This is a genomic window from Streptomyces sp. NPDC006487 (assembly GCF_042870555.1).
Classification (GTDB): Bacteria; Actinomycetota; Actinomycetes; order Streptomycetales; family Streptomycetaceae; genus Streptomyces.
In genome coordinates this window covers 134,614-149,406 of sequence record NZ_JBIAHN010000011.1, presented here as the reverse complement: position 1 = coordinate 149,406, position 14,793 = coordinate 134,614, and the positions used below count along the sequence as shown (strand labels likewise).

14 protein-coding genes are annotated in these 14,793 nt (G+C 72.4%); 7 read left to right on the top strand and 7 right to left on the bottom strand.

What is annotated here, in order from left to right; all coding sequences use genetic code 11:
• Window positions 1-48 precede the first annotated feature (48 nt).
• The gene (locus tag ACFYM0_RS20535) at window positions 49-1,704 is read left to right on the top strand and encodes an LPXTG cell wall anchor domain-containing protein (RefSeq protein ID WP_388503281.1); all 1,656 of its coding nucleotides are present in this window, start codon (window positions 49-51) and stop codon (window positions 1,702-1,704) included.
• Window positions 1,705-2,047: 343 nt separating this feature from the next.
• Here the strand turns inward: ACFYM0_RS20535 and ACFYM0_RS20530 are convergent, their stop codons facing one another.
• Window positions 2,048-2,347, bottom strand: a complete 300-nt coding sequence (locus tag ACFYM0_RS20530) for a chorismate mutase (protein ID WP_388503279.1) — start codon at window positions 2,345-2,347, stop codon at window positions 2,048-2,050.
• Between the two features lie 295 nt (window positions 2,348-2,642).
• On the opposite strand from ACFYM0_RS20530, the gene guaA reads away from it, so the two are divergent.
• The 4 genes from guaA to ACFYM0_RS20510 all read left to right on the top strand — a co-directional run bounded on the left by guaA (window position 2,643) and on the right by ACFYM0_RS20510 (window position 7,073).
• Window positions 2,643-4,229 (top strand): glutamine-hydrolyzing GMP synthase, encoded by a 1,587-nt coding sequence (gene guaA, locus ACFYM0_RS20525; RefSeq protein ID WP_266905358.1) that lies wholly within the window; start codon window positions 2,643-2,645, stop codon window positions 4,227-4,229.
• A 126-nt stretch (window positions 4,230-4,355) separates the two neighbouring features.
• Window positions 4,356-5,165 (top strand): class II aldolase/adducin family protein, encoded by an 810-nt coding sequence (locus ACFYM0_RS20520; protein WP_388503277.1) that lies wholly within the window; start codon window positions 4,356-4,358, stop codon window positions 5,163-5,165.
• Between the two features lie 102 nt (window positions 5,166-5,267).
• Window positions 5,268-6,524 (top strand): hypothetical protein, encoded by a 1,257-nt coding sequence (locus tag ACFYM0_RS20515; protein ID WP_388503275.1) that lies wholly within the window; start codon window positions 5,268-5,270, stop codon window positions 6,522-6,524.
• Window positions 6,525-6,542: 18 nt separating this feature from the next.
• Window positions 6,543-7,073: a DoxX family protein gene (locus ACFYM0_RS20510; RefSeq protein ID WP_388503273.1), complete on the top strand. Its 531-nt coding sequence runs from the start codon at window positions 6,543-6,545 to the stop codon at window positions 7,071-7,073.
• Here the strand turns inward: ACFYM0_RS20510 and ACFYM0_RS20505 are convergent.
• On the bottom strand, window positions 7,019-7,243 hold the full coding sequence (locus ACFYM0_RS20505; RefSeq protein ID WP_388503270.1) for a hypothetical protein: 225 nt from the start codon (window positions 7,241-7,243) through the stop codon (window positions 7,019-7,021). The two genes, ACFYM0_RS20510 and ACFYM0_RS20505, sit on opposite strands and share 55 nt — an antisense overlap.
• Window positions 7,230-8,621, bottom strand: coding sequence for a PspC domain-containing protein (locus tag ACFYM0_RS20500; protein WP_388503267.1), 1,392 nt, complete (start codon window positions 8,619-8,621; stop codon window positions 7,230-7,232). The genes ACFYM0_RS20505 and ACFYM0_RS20500 overlap by 14 nt, the downstream gene beginning before the upstream one ends.
• Before the next feature lie 131 nt (window positions 8,622-8,752).
• Here ACFYM0_RS20500 and ACFYM0_RS20495 point away from each other — a divergent pair, with 131 nt between their 5' ends.
• Window positions 8,753-10,048 carry a PspC domain-containing protein gene (locus ACFYM0_RS20495; RefSeq protein ID WP_388503264.1) on the top strand — a complete coding sequence of 432 codons (1,296 nt, stop codon included), beginning with the start codon at window positions 8,753-8,755 and terminating at the stop codon, window positions 10,046-10,048.
• Complete coding sequence (locus ACFYM0_RS20490; RefSeq protein ID WP_327305035.1) at window positions 10,045-10,740, top strand: response regulator transcription factor; 696 nt, start codon at window positions 10,045-10,047, stop codon at window positions 10,738-10,740. Before ACFYM0_RS20495 ends, ACFYM0_RS20490 begins: the two co-directional genes overlap by 4 nt.
• A 68-nt stretch (window positions 10,741-10,808) precedes the next feature.
• Here ACFYM0_RS20490 and ACFYM0_RS20485 read toward each other — a convergent pair whose 3' ends face one another.
• From ACFYM0_RS20485 to ACFYM0_RS20470, 4 genes are all read right to left on the bottom strand, one after another.
• The gene (locus ACFYM0_RS20485; protein ID WP_388503260.1) at window positions 10,809-11,861 is read right to left on the bottom strand and encodes an NlpC/P60 family protein; all 1,053 of its coding nucleotides are present in this window, start codon (window positions 11,859-11,861) and stop codon (window positions 10,809-10,811) included.
• Window positions 11,862-11,998: 137 nt separating this feature from the next.
• Window positions 11,999-12,658: a class F sortase gene (locus ACFYM0_RS20480; RefSeq protein ID WP_388503258.1), complete on the bottom strand. Its 660-nt coding sequence runs from the start codon at window positions 12,656-12,658 to the stop codon at window positions 11,999-12,001.
• Window positions 12,659-12,817: 159 nt separating this feature from the next.
• Window positions 12,818-13,348, bottom strand: a complete 531-nt coding sequence (locus ACFYM0_RS20475) for a hypothetical protein (RefSeq protein ID WP_388503256.1) — start codon at window positions 13,346-13,348, stop codon at window positions 12,818-12,820.
• Window positions 13,349-13,620: 272 nt separating this feature from the next.
• The gene (locus ACFYM0_RS20470; protein ID WP_388503253.1) at window positions 13,621-14,685 is read right to left on the bottom strand and encodes an NlpC/P60 family protein; all 1,065 of its coding nucleotides are present in this window, start codon (window positions 14,683-14,685) and stop codon (window positions 13,621-13,623) included.
• Between the last annotated feature and the right edge of the window lie 108 nt (window positions 14,686-14,793).

Below are 14,793 nucleotides of genomic sequence, written 5' to 3'. Positions count from 1 at the left end.
CACACCCAAGGGGGCAACCGTGGAGGGCCTTCGGGTGTCAAGACCGTCATGAGAAAGCACATCTCCCTGCTGGCGGCAGCCGGCCTGGCGGCCGTCGGTCTGGCCGCCACCCCTGCGAACGCCGCGGACCCGGCGTTCACGCTCACCAGCCCGGCGGAGATCGGCCTGCACCCGCACCCCGGGGACGCCGGGAAGCCGCGGACGACCACGGTCGGCTTCGTCGTCGAGAACGAGACCGGCAAGAACTTCGGCGAGCAGAGCACCTACACGATCGACCTGACCCCCCTCAAGGGCGTCGCCGACGTGAAGCTCACCCCGGAGCGGGCCAACGACTGCACCCTCACGGCAGCGAAGGTCACCTGCACGGACTGGACGGTCCGGACGTACGCCAGTGAGGTCGTGGCCCTGGACCTCACCGCCGCCAAGGGCAGCAAGACCGGTACGGTCGCCGACCTGACGATGACCGGTGCGGCGCAGGGCGCCACCTTCAAGCCCACCACCACCAAGGTCAAGGTCGGCGGCCCGGACCTGGTGCTGGAAGAAGCCAAGCTGAAGGCGAAGCTCGTCCCGGGCGAGACCCAGCCGCTCCCGGTCGTCTTCGCCAACGCGGGCACCGAGTCCGTCAAGGGCGTGGCGCTGGAACTGAACACCACGCACGGCATGGGCCTGGTCGAGCAGTACGACAACTGCGCCTACAGCGAGGACCGCAGCGACGACGAGCCCTGGAACGTGGGCTGGGGCAAGACGGTCTGCACCTTCGACAACGAGATCAAGCCGGGCGAGATCTGGGAGATCGCCGGTGCGCTCACCCTCAAGGCCGCTCCGCACGCCTTCATCGACGAGCTGATCTACGGGGTGCACGAGGCCGGCTCCGAGCCGAAGTCCACGCAGAGGTTCAGCACGCCCCGCACGGGCAAGAAGCTGGGCATCAAGGCGCGCTCGGCCAAGGCCGCTCCGAACGCGGCGGACCTGGACCCGTGGAACAACCAGCACGAGTTCGGCTTCTCGGTGAAGAACACCGCCGACCTGGTGGCCGCGCCCACCTCCGTGAAGGGCAAGGCCGGCGAGACGGTCAAGGCCGACATCGGTTTCCGCAACGACGGCCCCGCGTGGGTCGCCTACCTCCGCTCGGGCGAGGAGGTCGCCATGGTGGACGTGGTGATCCCGGCGGGTGCGAAGGTCACCAAGGCGCCGAAGTCCTGCAGGGCCGTCACGGCCTCGGGGGGCTACCGTGAGGGTCAGCTGGGCGCACCGCGCTACTTCTGCCCGACCTCGCACGTCATCGGGGAGAAGGAGAAGTTCGTCTTCCCGTTCGAGCTGAAGATCGAGAAGGTCATCGCGGAGGCAACCGGGTCCGTCACGGTCGGCTCCTGGTCCCCCGAGGGCGCCGCGCCGATCGGCTGGGACCCGAAGCACGGCAACGACACGGCCGCCTTCGTGATCAATGGCAAGCAGATCACGCCGACGCCGGCTCCGACCACCCCCGGCCCGAAGCCGACCTCTTCCACGAGCCCGACGCCCACGCCGGGTGCGAGCACCACTCCGAGCCCGGGCGCCAGTACCGGTAACGGCAAGACGCCGAACGGCGGCCTCGCCGAGACCGGCGCCACCACCGGGCCGATCCTGATCGCCGGTGCGGCGCTGGTGGCCGCCGGTGGCGCGGTATTCCTGGTGTTCCGCCGACGGGCCACCGGCCGCGCGTAACGGCGTAGGCGGGGGAACCAAGCGGGGGGACAACGGGGGAATCACGGGGGAAATTGCGGGGGAAACAGAAGAACGGCCGGTCCGGGGCGTCCCCCGGGCCGGCCGTCCTTGTGTGGTGACCGGGCTGCTGTCCCCTGCCGTCCGGTCACATGAAGGAGCGAGGTCCCACGACACACGCCCCGCAGGGGGTGCGTCTCATCGCTCCAGCGAGCCACGCGTGGTGCTGCGGTCCCGCACCTGGCTGGCACGGTCATCGGCATCAACGAAGAGCCGTGGGGGCGGTCACGGTCCGGACGGGTGACGAACAGGCGTCACGCGACGGCCGCGGGACCCGGCGCGCGCCTCACACCCGGCCCCGGCACAGCTCCAGCAGGGTCATCGCGAGCGTGGTGCCGGGCTTGCCGAGGGCGTCGCTCCAGTGGGTCAGGACCTCCATCTCGCGGGACAGGTGCACCCGGCGCCCGCCCGAGCCGATCCGGGCCTCCTGGATGACGGTCGAGACGGCCATCCGTTCCTGGATCAGGCCGATGATCCGGTCGTCGATGGCGTCGATCCGCTCTCGGGAGCCGGCGATCAGCTGCTCGGGGGTGATCGGGTTCGAGATCGTGTGCGAGGTGGTGTGCGAGATCGTGGTCGTGCTCATGGTCGTTCTCCTGTCGGTGGGGTCCGACCGGAGCGGGAACGCCAGAGCGCCCCGGTCCTGTCGGACCGGGGCGCTCTGGGAAGTCAGTGGCTCAAGCGAGCATCACGGTGACCCATGGCGACCGGACCGGCCGGTGCCATAGGTAAAGAGGAAGCTCAGCTGCTTGCGCATGGAGGGATTATGGCCCTCTGTCCCGCTCCGTGCCAAGCCGGTTCGGACACTGAGACGAAGAGGGGTATCCGTCCCCCGTTAGAATCGACAAAACAACCCCCTCTTCCGCCGGAAGGCCTGCCCCGTGCCAGAAGCCACCTTCGCCACCCACGACAGCGCCCCGGACACGGTTCTCGTCGTCGACTTCGGCGCCCAGTACGCGCAGCTCATCGCACGCCGCGTCCGCGAGGCACGGGTCTACTCCGAGGTCGTGCCCAGCACGATGCCCGTGGCCGAGATGCTCGCCAAGAACCCGAAGGCGATCATCCTGTCCGGCGGCCCGTCCTCCGTGTACGAGGAGGGCGCCCCCCAGCTCGACGGCGCGATCTTCGAGGCCGGCGTCCCCGTCTTCGGCATGTGCTACGGCTTCCAGCTCATGGCGGTCACCCTCGGCGGCACCGTCGACAACACCGGCTCGCGCGAGTACGGCCGCACCCCGCTGGCCGTCTCCAAGGCCGGATCCACCCTCTTCGAGGGCACCCCCGAGAACCAGTCGGTGTGGATGTCCCACGGCGACGCCTGTTCCGCCGCTCCCGAGGGCTTCACCGTCACCGCGTCGACCGACGTCGTCCCGGTCGCGGCCTTCGAGAACGACGAGAAGAAGCTCTACGGCGTGCAGTACCACCCCGAGGTGATGCACTCCACGCACGGCCAGCAGATCCTGGAGCACTTCCTCTACCGCGGTGCGGGCCTGCAGCCCACCTGGACCCCCGGCAACATCGTCGAGGAGCAGGTCGCCCTCATCCGCGAGCAGGTCGGCGACAAGCGCGCCATCTGCGGCCTGTCCGGCGGCGTGGACTCCGCGGTCGCCGCGGCCCTCGTGCAGAAGGCCATCGGGTCGCAGCTCACCTGCGTGTACGTGGACCACGGCCTGATGCGCAAGGGCGAGACCGAGCAGGTCGAGAAGGACTTCGTCGCCGCCACCGGCGTGCAGCTGAAGGTCGTCGACGCCCAGGAGCGCTTCCTGAACGCGCTGGCCGGGGTCTCCGACCCGGAGACCAAGCGCAAGATCATCGGGCGCGAGTTCATCCGCGTCTTCGAGGCGGCCCAGCTGGAGATCCTCCAGGAGGACGGCCCGGCGGTGGCCTTCCTGGTCCAGGGCACCCTGTACCCGGACGTCGTCGAGTCCGGCGGCGGCACCGGCACCGCCAACATCAAGTCCCACCACAACGTGGGCGGGCTCCCCGACGACATCGAGTTCGAGCTCGTCGAGCCGCTGCGCCAGCTGTTCAAGGACGAGGTCCGGATGGTCGGCCAGGAGCTCGGCCTGCCCGCCGAGATCGTCCAGCGCCAGCCGTTCCCCGGCCCCGGCCTGGGCATCCGCATCGTCGGTGAGGTCACCAAGGAGCGCCTGGACCTGCTCCGCGAGGCCGACGCCATCGCCCGCCACGAGCTCACGGCGGCCGGCCTGGACCGAGAGATCTGGCAGTGCCCGGTCGTCCTGCTGGCCGATGTCCGCAGCGTCGGCGTCCAGGGTGACGGTCGTACGTACGGCCACCCGATCGTGCTGCGCCCCGTCTCCTCCGAGGACGCGATGACCGCGGACTGGACGCGCATGCCGTACGAGGTGCTCGCACGGATCTCCACCCGCATCACCAACGAGGTGCCGGACGTCAACCGCGTGGTCCTGGACTGCACGAGCAAGCCCCCGGGCACCATCGAGTGGGAGTAAGTCCCCACTCGCCCCTCCGTAGGTGACGAGGCCGCCGCTCCCGCGCAGGGAGCGGCGGCCTCGCCGCGTGTATGGCCTCTTCGGCCGGTCGCCGGTACTTTGCGCCGCGACCTTGAAGGAGGGGCCATGGCCGAGCAGGCAGCAGGGACACGCGTACTCCCACCCGCACCCGTGCCCACCGGGCGGCTGGGCTTCGAGATGCCGCCGGTGTTCGCCACCGCCGGGGAGGAGCGCGCCCACCGCAAGGAGCGGCTCGCCGGGGTGCTGCGGCTGCTGGGGCGGCTCGGGTACGAGGACGGGGTGGGCGGACACGTCAGCGCCCGGGACCCCGAGTTCGAGGACTGCTACTGGGTGAACCCCTTCGGCCGGGCCTTCGGCGCGATCGGCCCCGACGACCTGCTGCTGGTCGACGGGGAGGGGCGGGTCCGCCAGGGGGAACGCAGGGTCAACCAGCTGGCCTTCGCCGTGCACGCGGCAGTCCACCGGGCCCGGCCCGCCGTGGTGGCCGTCGTCCGCACGCAGGCCCCGTACGGCAGGGCGCTCGCCGCGCTCGGCGAACTGCTCGCCCCCGTCACCCAGGAGGCCTGCGCCTTCTACGAGGACCACGCACTGCTCGACGAGTTTCTGGGCGGCGGGGCCGCGGGCGGCGGGGACGCCGAGCGGATCGCGGGCGCGCTCGGACCCTACAAGGCGCTGGTCCTGCGCAACCTCGGGGTGCTGACGGTCGGCGACTCGGTGGAGGCGGCCGCCTGGTGGTTCATCGCGGCCGAGCGGGCCGCGCAGGTGCAGCTGATCGCGCGGGCGGCCGGGAAGGCGGTGCTCATCAGCCACCACAGCGCCCTCGCGACCCGGGAGCGGTTCGGGTCGGATCTGGCGGCGTGGGTGAACTGCCAGCCGCTCCTGGAGGCCGCCGGAGCGGGTGCGTCAACATCATGAACGGTTAATCACCTGCTCTGACATCGTGCGCAATCCGGAACACTGCCCCAGTGGTGCACAATTCGCTGGCATCGCACCGGAGTTCAGAGAGGCGGCACGTTCGTGGCTGTCCAAGAGATGTCCAGAAGCACCCATACCGCGGCCTGCGCCTGCGAGGACTGCACACGAGAGGGGCACCGCCGCGCGGTCGCAGCGTTCCTGGAGAAGCGCGACGAGTTCGCCTCGGGGCAGGGAGTGCCGGCCGCCGTGGCCCACTCCCTCGGAGCATCCCGCCAGTGGGTCTCCGACGAGCTGACCCTGTCCGCCCGGATGGTCGCCGACCGGGGCCGGGAGGCGGGCAGCTCCTGGCTCTACCTGTTCTCCCGGCGGGCCGTCCTCGCCGTGTGGATCGCCGCCGGGGTGCTGCTCCTGGTCCAGGTCGGCACCGCACTCGGCACCGGCTGGTCCACGGCGCGCACCGCCGGGCTGCTGGCGGCGCTCGTGCTGGCCGCCCTGCTGACGGTGGCGGCCCGCGCCCAGACGCTCCGGGGCGGTCTGCTGGCCCCGCTGGTCGGCGAGGACAACCGGCTGTCCACCTCGAAGGCGGTACCGAGCGCCTGGCTGGTGCTCACCGCCTTCGCGACGCTGCTGCCCGCGCTGCGGCTCGCGGCCTCCTCGCCGGGACCCGAGCGCCAGGCCCTGTACGAGGGGCTCGCGCTCGACCGGGCGCTGCCGCTGCTGGCGGTGCTCGGGCTGACCTCGGGGGTCGCGGTGCTGGTGCGCCGGGTGGTCTCCGTGCGGATCATGGGGCAGCGGCTTCAGAAGCTGCCGGCGGACCGCCCGACCGGGGCGGACCTGCTCACGGACGACGCGGGCCGGGGCTCCTTCCCGGACGCCCAGTACGTCCTGGTCTCCACCGTGGTGCTGGGCTTCGCGGCGGTCTCGCTGGCCCGGTTCCCGGACCGGCTGCCGGCCCTGCCGTGGGCGCTGGCACTGCTGGTGGCGCTGTCGGCGGCCGTGTACCTGGCGGCGAAGTACGCGGAGGGCAGCCGCCCGCTGGTCCTGTCGGTGGTGCGCAGACGCGAGCCCGGGGATCTGGACGCGGCGATCCGCCCCGGGGACGACATCGAGATCCGCGGCGTGGGCTTCGTCCCGCCGGGGGCGCAGACGCCGGAGATGCTGGCCCGGCTGGTGGTCCGGGTGGGCGCGGTCCATGTGCACGTACCGCTGGTCCCGGTGGCGGGCGGCTTCACCAACCCGTCCGACGCCGTGCTGACCGTACCGGTCCCGGCGGAAGTGGAGCCCGGGCGGATCGAGATCCAGGTCGTCACCGCCGCGGGGGTGGAATCAAACCGGTGCACCATCGACGTGGCGGAGTGAAGCGGGTACACATAGCGCGTGACCCGAACTGACGTCCCCTCCGGCGCCCCTGACGCTCCCACCGGACCGAGCGGCTTGCGCGGCCTGCGCGAGCTCGCCGCCCGCCACGCGCTCCTGCCCCTGCGGATCTTCCTCGGCGTGACCTTCGTCTACGCCGGCCTGGACAAGCTGACCGACTCGGCGTTCCTCAGCGTCACCGGCAGCGGCTCCATCGGCGAACTGATGAACGGGGTGCGCGACACCTCGGCGGTCCCGGCCCTGGTGGACCTGGCCCTGAAGTCGCCCGTCGGATTCGCCGTGGCCCTGGCCATCGGGGAACTCCTGGTCGGCCTGGGGGTCCTGGCCGGACTGCTGACCCGGATCGCGGCCGTCGGCGGGGCCCTGATCTCGCTCAGCCTGTGGCTCACCGTGTCCTGGGCGGTGACCCCGTACTACTACGGCAACGACCTGATCTACCTGATGGCCTGGACCCCGCTGGTCCTCGCCGGGGCGCCCTACCTGTCGCTGGACTCGCTGATCCGCTCGCGCCGGTCGCGGCGCACGGCGTAGGTCACCAGCCCGGCGACGGCGGCGAAGGCGAGACCGCCCGCGGTCATCATCAGGACGAAGAACCAGGGCGGATCGGCCTCGCCCGCCGCGCCGAGGAGATAGAGCACTCCGGCCGCCATCAGGACCAGTCCCGCGATCAGCCGTCCCGGCTGGAACTCATGACGCCGCACGGGCCACCTCCACCTGTCCCACACCCGCGCTGAGGTGCAATTCGATCGTGCCGCCGGCCTTGGTGCCCGAGTCGGGGGGCAGGGTTGCCGTCCGGGTCTCGGTGCGGCTGCGCACCCGTACGTCCTCGCCCGTGTCGCCGGGCATCTGGATGTCGCCCAGCCGGATCGTCGCCTCCGTCTCCGCGGTGACCTCCCTCGGGAGGATCACCCGCAGCCGGCCCGCGTCGATGGAAGCGCGGACGGGCACGGTGGTGCCCTTGGGCACGTCCACGTGACTGAGGTCCAGGGTGGCGAGCCCGGTACCCGCCTCGTACACCGGCGCCACCTCGGCCACGGCGGTCGGATGCCAGTCCACGACGCGCCAGTCGGTACTGATGTCCTTGGGCAGCGCGACCGCCCCGGCCAGCAGGACGGCCGTGATCATCGAGAGCAGCACGGTGCCGAAGCCGGTGCGGCCCTTGAACGAACTCACCGCGAGCCCCAGGCCGAAGACGGCGAGGGCGGAGGCGAAGCCGACCTGCAGGGCGTGGCTCAGGGTGCTGCCCTCCCAGACCGCGGCGGTGGCGATGCTCCCGGCCAGCGCGGCCAGGACGAAGACCCGGCCGCCGATGCCGCCGCGGGGCTGCCAGGGGACGCGCTCCCCCGGCGGAGGGGACGTCGTCGGTCCGTCGCCGGGGACGGCCCCGGCCGAGTCCTCCGGCCCCCACAGGTACCCCGTCGAGCCGACCGGCCCCGTGGTGCCGTCCTTGACCAGCGGATCCCGCCACCAGGACGGACCCCCGGGCGCGGGCGGCGCCTGGGTCTCGGGCGGCGCCGGACTGTGCGCGGTGCGGTGCCCGGTGCGGGTGGCCGCCGGGTACACGAACTCCGCGCCCGCCGCGGCGGCCTTCTCCTCGGGAGCTCCGCCGGGCCCGCTGCGCCGGCGCTGCGACCAGTACGCCGCGGCGCCCAGCGCCAGGACGGCCAGGACGGAGAAGACCGCCAGCCCGCCGTTGTCCAGCATCGACAGGAACAGGGCGCAGCCCACCAGCGCGGCGAAGACCGCCGCCAGGGTCGAGCCCTCGACCCGGCCGGTCAGCAGCTTCTTCGCCTCGCTGTCCTCCTCGCCCTCCTGGGGCAGCAGCAGCCACGCGAAGCCGTAGAAGATCAGGCCGACGCCGCCGGTGACGGCCAGGACGCCGAGCACGATCCGGAAGATCACAGGGTCGAGACCGAAGTACCGGCCCAGCCCGCCGCACACGCCCGCGAGCACCTTGTCCCGTTTGCCGCGGCGCAGGGGAGGTCGCTCGGCGAGCGGCGAAGCGGAGCCGGCGCTCGCACCGGCCGCACTCCTGCCGGCTCCTGCGTCCGGCGGCGGGGAATCGTGTACTTCGGTCATGCGTCCATGGTGACGGTCCGCCGCCGCCGCGGACATCCGGATCTACCCTGGCGCAACCCTGATATCCCCCCGAAAGAACTGGGGGGCTGCCCTGATGCCACGGCCGCCGCGAGCGTGTGACCATCGGTGACATGCCCGTAGCAGCCGCCCCACGCACGCCGTACGCACCGGACTCCGACGAAACGCCGCAGCGCAAGCTCTACCGCAGCGCCGACGGCCGGATGCTCGGCGGAGTCGCGCGCGGCCTCGCCGGGCATCTGGGCCTGCCCGTCATCTGGGTCCGGCTCACCTTCCTCGGCCTGTTCATGTGGGGCGACGGCCTCGGCGTGCTGCTCTACGCCGCCTTCTGGGTCTTCGTACCGCTCGGCGTCGGAGGCCGCAGCGGCCACCGCTCCTACTTCGACACCCTCCCCGACGGCACCCGGCGGCTGCGCAAGCCCGAGCGGGGCCAGATCATCGCGCTGATCGCGCTGTGCGTCGGCGCGGGCATCTTCATCTCCCAGGTCCAGGTCGGCGGCAGCTCCGGACGGTACGTATGGCCGACCCTGCTCGTCGGAGCCGGGGTGGTCCTCGTCTGGCGCCAGGCCGACAACGCCCGCCGCGCCCACTGGAACGCCGCCGCGGGCCGGCACGCCCGGCTGCTGCAGGCTGCCCGCGCGCTCGCCGGCGTCGCCCTGGTCGGCGTGGGCCTGACCGTCTTCATCGTGGTCCGCGGCTCCGCCGCCCAACTGGGCAACGTCCTGACCGCCACCCTCGCCGTCCTCGTCGGCGTCGCCCTCCTGGCGGGACCCTGGCTGATACGGATGACCCAGGACCTCTCCGAGGAGCGCCTGATGCGCATCAGGGCCCAGGAGCGCGCCGAAGTGGCCGCCCACGTCCACGACTCCGTGCTGCACACCCTCACCCTGATCCAGCGCAACGCCGAGGACGTCGGGGAGGTGCGCCGACTCGCGCGCGCCCAGGAGCGGGAGTTGCGCAACTGGCTGTACAAGCCCGAGGGCACCGGCAAGGACGAGGGAGAGGAACCGACGACACTGTCCGAGGCCGTGAAGAAGACCGCCGCCGAGGTGGAGGACCACCACGGGGTCCAGATCGAGGTGGTCGTCGTCGGCGACTGCCCGCTCGACGAGAAGCTGGCCGCACAGATGCAGGCCGCGCGCGAGGCGATGGTCAATGCCGCCAAGTACGGTGGCGACGGCGGCCCCGTCCAGGTGTACGCCGAGGTGGAGGGCCAGACGGTGTTCGTGTCCGTACGGGACCGCGGACCCGGCTTCGACATCGACGCGGTACCGGACGACCGGATGGGCGTACGAGAATCGATCATCGGCCGGATGCAGCGCAACGGCGGGACCGCCCGACTGCGGTCCGCGCCCGACGGCGGCACGGAAGTCGAGCTGGAGATGGAGAGGGCGGCGAAGGCAGCATGACCGAGGACAGCGCGAGCACCGGCGGGGCGACCAGGAGGGTCCGGGTGGTGCTCGTCGACGACCACCGGATGTTCCGCACCGGGGTACAGGCCGAGATCGGCGAGACCGAGCGGACCGGGGTCGAGGTCGTCGGCGAGGCCGCCGACGTGGACCAGGCCGTCACCGTCATCACCGCCACCCGACCCGAGGTGGTGCTCCTCGACGTGCACCTGCCCGGTGGCGGCGGCGTCGAGGTACTGCGCCGCTGCGCCCCGCTGATGGGCGCCGTCGAGGACCCGGTACGGTTCCTGGCCCTGTCGGTGTCGGACGCCGCCGAGGACGTCATCGGGGTCATCCGGGGCGGCGCCCGCGGCTACGTCACCAAGACGATCACCGGCACGGATCTGGTGGACTCGGTCTTCCGCGTCCAGGACGGGGACGCGGTGTTCTCGCCGCGGCTGGCGGGCTTCGTGCTCGACGCCTTCGCCTCGACGGACGCCCCGCCCGTCGACGAGGACCTGGACCGCCTCACCCAGCGCGAGCGCGAGGTGCTGCGGCTGATCGCGCGCGGGTACGCGTACAAGGAGATCGCCAAGCAGCTGTTCATCTCGGTCAAGACCGTGGAATCCCACGTCTCGGCCGTTCTGCGCAAGCTCCAGCTCTCCAACCGCCACGAGCTGACCCGCTGGGCGACGGCCCGCCGGCTGATCTGACCCCGGTGCGGGCCCCTCCGGGGGTCCCACCGGGTCACACCGGGGGCCCACCGGGTCCCGCCCGGAGCTCAGGCGGGCCGCGAGGCTCCGGCCCAGGGCATCGAGTCCACCGGCGCGACGCGGACCGTGGAGCCGGGGCGCGGGGCGTGGATCATCTGGCCGTTGCCGATGTACATGCCGACGTGCGTGACGCCGGAGTAGAAGAACACCAGGTCACCGGGGGCCAACCGGTCGCGGGAGACCCGCTGTCCCGCGTTGATCTGCGTGTAGGTGGTGCGCGGCAGCGACACCCCGGCCGCCCGCCAGGCCGCCTGGGTCAGGCCGGAGCAGTCGAACGAGCCCGGGCCCGTCGCGCCCCATACGTACGGCTTGCCGATCGCCCCGTACGCGAACGCCACCGCGCGGGCCGCGCGGGAGCTGTCGGCGGGCGGCGGAGGCTGGGTGGCGGGGCCGCTCGGGGCGGGGCCGGCCGAGTGGGCTTCGTAGGCCGCCCGCTCCTCGGCCGTCAGCTTGGTCAGCAGCCGCTGAGCCGCGGTCAGCTTCTCCTCGATCTCGGCCTTGTGGCCCGCGAGTTCGCGCTGCCGGGCCCGCAGCTCGGCGAGGCGTCCGGCGGCCTGGTCCTTGAGCTTCCCGACCTCGTCGAGCCCACGTCGCACGGCCGAGAGATCGGCCGCGTTGCGGTTTCCGGCGCGGGTGATGAGGGCGGCCCGGTCCAGGTACTCCTGCGGATCGTCGGACATCGCCAGCTGAACGGCGGCGCCCAGGGTGCCGCTGCGGTACTGCGTCGCGGCCAGCGAACCGAGCGCACTGCGGGCCGTGTTGAGCCGGTCGGTCTTGCGGGCGGTCTCGTCCCGCAGCCCGTCGAGCGCGCGCTGCGCCTCGTCGGCCTTCTCCTTCGCCCCGTTGTACCGGTCCGTCGCGGCCTCGGCCTCCTCGTAGAGCCGGTCCATCTCCGACTTGACCTGCGAGGGCGTCGGCTGAGGATCGGCGTGGGACGTGCCTTCGAACGCGGTGGCGGTGGCAGCGCCCGCGAGGGCGAGGGTGGCGGCGGTGGTGCGTACGGAGCTCCGTGCCGTGCCGCCGGTGAGCGGGCGCTGCCTGGGCTTTCGATGACTGGCCACGAGGGCCTCACGTCCTTCCTCCATTGGTGCTTGGGGGAGGACGCTAGACCCGAAGGTAACGGGAAGATGACGAGATGATCAGAAGTGCCCGGACGCGACCGGAGTTGCCTGGTCGGACGTCTGTCTATGGCGGTCCGCTATCCGCGGATCTCCGTCAGACGGGCGAAGACGACCACGTTCCCGTCATAGCCCCCCTTCTTCGAGAAGCCGCCGCCGCAGGTGATCACGCGGAGTTCGGGGGCGCCCTTGGGGCCGTAGACCCGCGCCGCCGGGAAGTCGTCCTTGCCGACGACCTCGATGCCGTAGACCGTGAACACGACGGTACGGCCGTCCTGTCGGTCCACCTCGATGTGCTGCCCCTGCTTGAGCGAGCCGAGCGTGTAGAAGACGGCGGGACCCCGTTTGTTGTCCACGTGTCCGTCGATCACCGTCGTGCCCTGGGCGCCCGGGGCGGGGGAACCCTCGTACCAGCCGGCCAGGTTCCGGTCCTCCGGCGGCGGGGCGTCCACCCACCCCTCGGCATCGAGTCCGACCCGGGTGACAGGGGCGTCGACCTGTACGGCCGGAATCCGGATCCGGGTCGGCGGGGAGGGCTTCAGCGGCTGCGGCGCCGGCGGGAGGCGGCGGGCGGCCTCGTCGTGGGCCGGGTCGCTGATCAGCACGGCGGCCTGCGCGGGCTGCGGCGGACCGCCGTCCAGGTCGAGCCCGTTGGTGAGGAGGAACGTGCCGCTGAGGGCGACCACGGCAACGACGCCCCAGCCGCCGCGAGGCTTCGTACGCTCCTGGGGGCGGGGCATGATGCGCGCTCCTTCCGTGGTGCGGGGAGATTCAGGGGCGGGGCCCGGCGTCCGTGGCCCGTGGCCGGGGCCGCCGAGATCCGGGCGGCCGGTACTGGACCGGGCCCGTCCGGTCGCCAGGGGCGGGTCGGACGGGCCCGGCGGTCAGGGGGCGGGTGGTCAGGCGTGGTCGCCCGCCCGGCGGCGCATCAGGAACACGCCGCCTCCGAGCGCACCGGCCAGCAGCGCGGAACCGGCCGCGATCTCGGTGCCGTTCAGGCCGCCGGCGCCGCCGCCGAGGCCGGCCTTGACGCCCTTGGAGGGAGCGGTCGTGCCGGTGCCGGTACCGGTACCGGTCGAGTGGCCCGCGACCGTGAGGGTGGTCGTGCCCTTCTCGCCCTTGCAGTCGAAGGTGACCTCGTACCGGGCACCCGGCTTGGCGTCCGCGTCCACCTTGACGGTGGCGGACTTGCCCTCGTTGAGCTCGACCGCGTCGAAGACGCCGGAGGAGACCTTCACCAGCGGTTCCTGGCACTCGGTGGCGTTCAGCGTGACGGTGCCGCCCGGGGCGACGGTGGCGGGGGAGACGGTGAAGCCGAAGGACGTGACGTTGGGCGTGGTCCCGCCGTCATTGGCCGAGGCCATCGGCGCGGTGAGCGCGAAGGCGGCGGTGGACAGCAGGGCTACGGACGCGACACGTATGGAACGCATGGTGAATCCTCCGGGTCCCCGAGGCGCAGCCGCGAACGGTTTGTCCGCAAAAGGCAGGAAATGCTCCTCGATGTGCAAGACGCTAGGTCCGGTTGGCGGAACCTGCGAATCGAACGGCACGAACGGACCAACGGAGAGAGTGAGTTGGCGGGCACCCCGCCAACTCCTCTGATACGGACGGTGAGCGCCACGCCGGAGGGCCCGCCGTGGGGTGGCGCTGAGTGACGGACACGCCGACGGGGCGGCCGACGAAAAAGTCTCCGCTGCCGAGTTCACCCCGGCCGGACGCTCCCGTAGATCGGCTGGTAGTAGACCGAGTCCTCGCGGACGGACGTCCCCGGCCGCGGGGCGTGGATCATGCGGCCGCCGCCGATGTAGATCCCCACGTGACTGATGTCCGCGTAGAAGAAGACCAGGTCCCCCGGGCGCAGATCCCTGGTCGCGATCCGCGGAGCCGCCTTCACCTGGTCCCAGGTGGTGCGCGGCAGCGTGATCCCCGCCGCCCGCCAGGCGGCCTGGGTCAGGCCGGAGCAGTCGTACGAGCGCGGGCCGGTCGCGCCCCAGACGTACGGTTTCCCCAGCTGGGCCCGGGCGAAGGCCACCGCCCTGGCACCCGACGCCGACGCGGCGGCGTCCCCGGGCAGCGGCCCCGAGGCGGCCGGGGCCCGCGGGGCCAGCGCCCGCGCCCGCTCCGGTGCAGTGAGCCGGGCCAGCAGGGTGTTCGCCTCCGCGAGCCGGGCCTGCACCTCCTGCTTGCGCCCGCGCAGCTCCTCCTGCGCCTGCTCCAGTTCCCCGACCACCGCGGCCGCCTCCCGGCGCTTGCCGGCCGTCTCCGCCCTGGCCCGGGTGTACTGGGTGAGCAGTGCGTCCTCGCGGCCGCCGAGCCGGTTCAGCAGGTGCGCCTGCGCGAAGAACGCCTGCGGATCGGCGCTGAGCAGCAGCGTCGCGGTCCCGCCGAGGCCGCCGGCGCCGCGGTACCGGTCGGCGGCGTAGCTGCCGAGCAGCCGCCGGGCCTCGTTCAGCTTCTGCGTGGTGCCGGCGACCTGGTCCATGAGCGCCGACAGCAGGGCCCGCTGCTCCGCGGTCCGCCCGGCCGCCGCGTCGTAGGCCTGGGTGGCCGTGCCCGCCTGCCGGTGCAGCTCGTCCACGCGGGTCCGTACCTCCTCCACCGAGGGGCGGGGAGCGGGCGCCGCCGAGGCCTGGTGGGGGAGGAGCAGGCCCAAGGAGGACAGAGCCGCGGTCGTGACGACCACGGCGGGGGTGTTCGGATGTCTTCGGGTGCGCGGCTTGCGGTGGTGGGGGGAGGGGTGGGACGAGGGGAATCCGTACGCGTACACGGGCCGGCACCTCCTTCCGGTTGGCGGAGCACGCTAGCGCCGGAGGGGAAGCCTCGGAAGGGGGCGGGACCGTTCCACAGGGCATATGCCGCCGAATTTTCCTTGGGG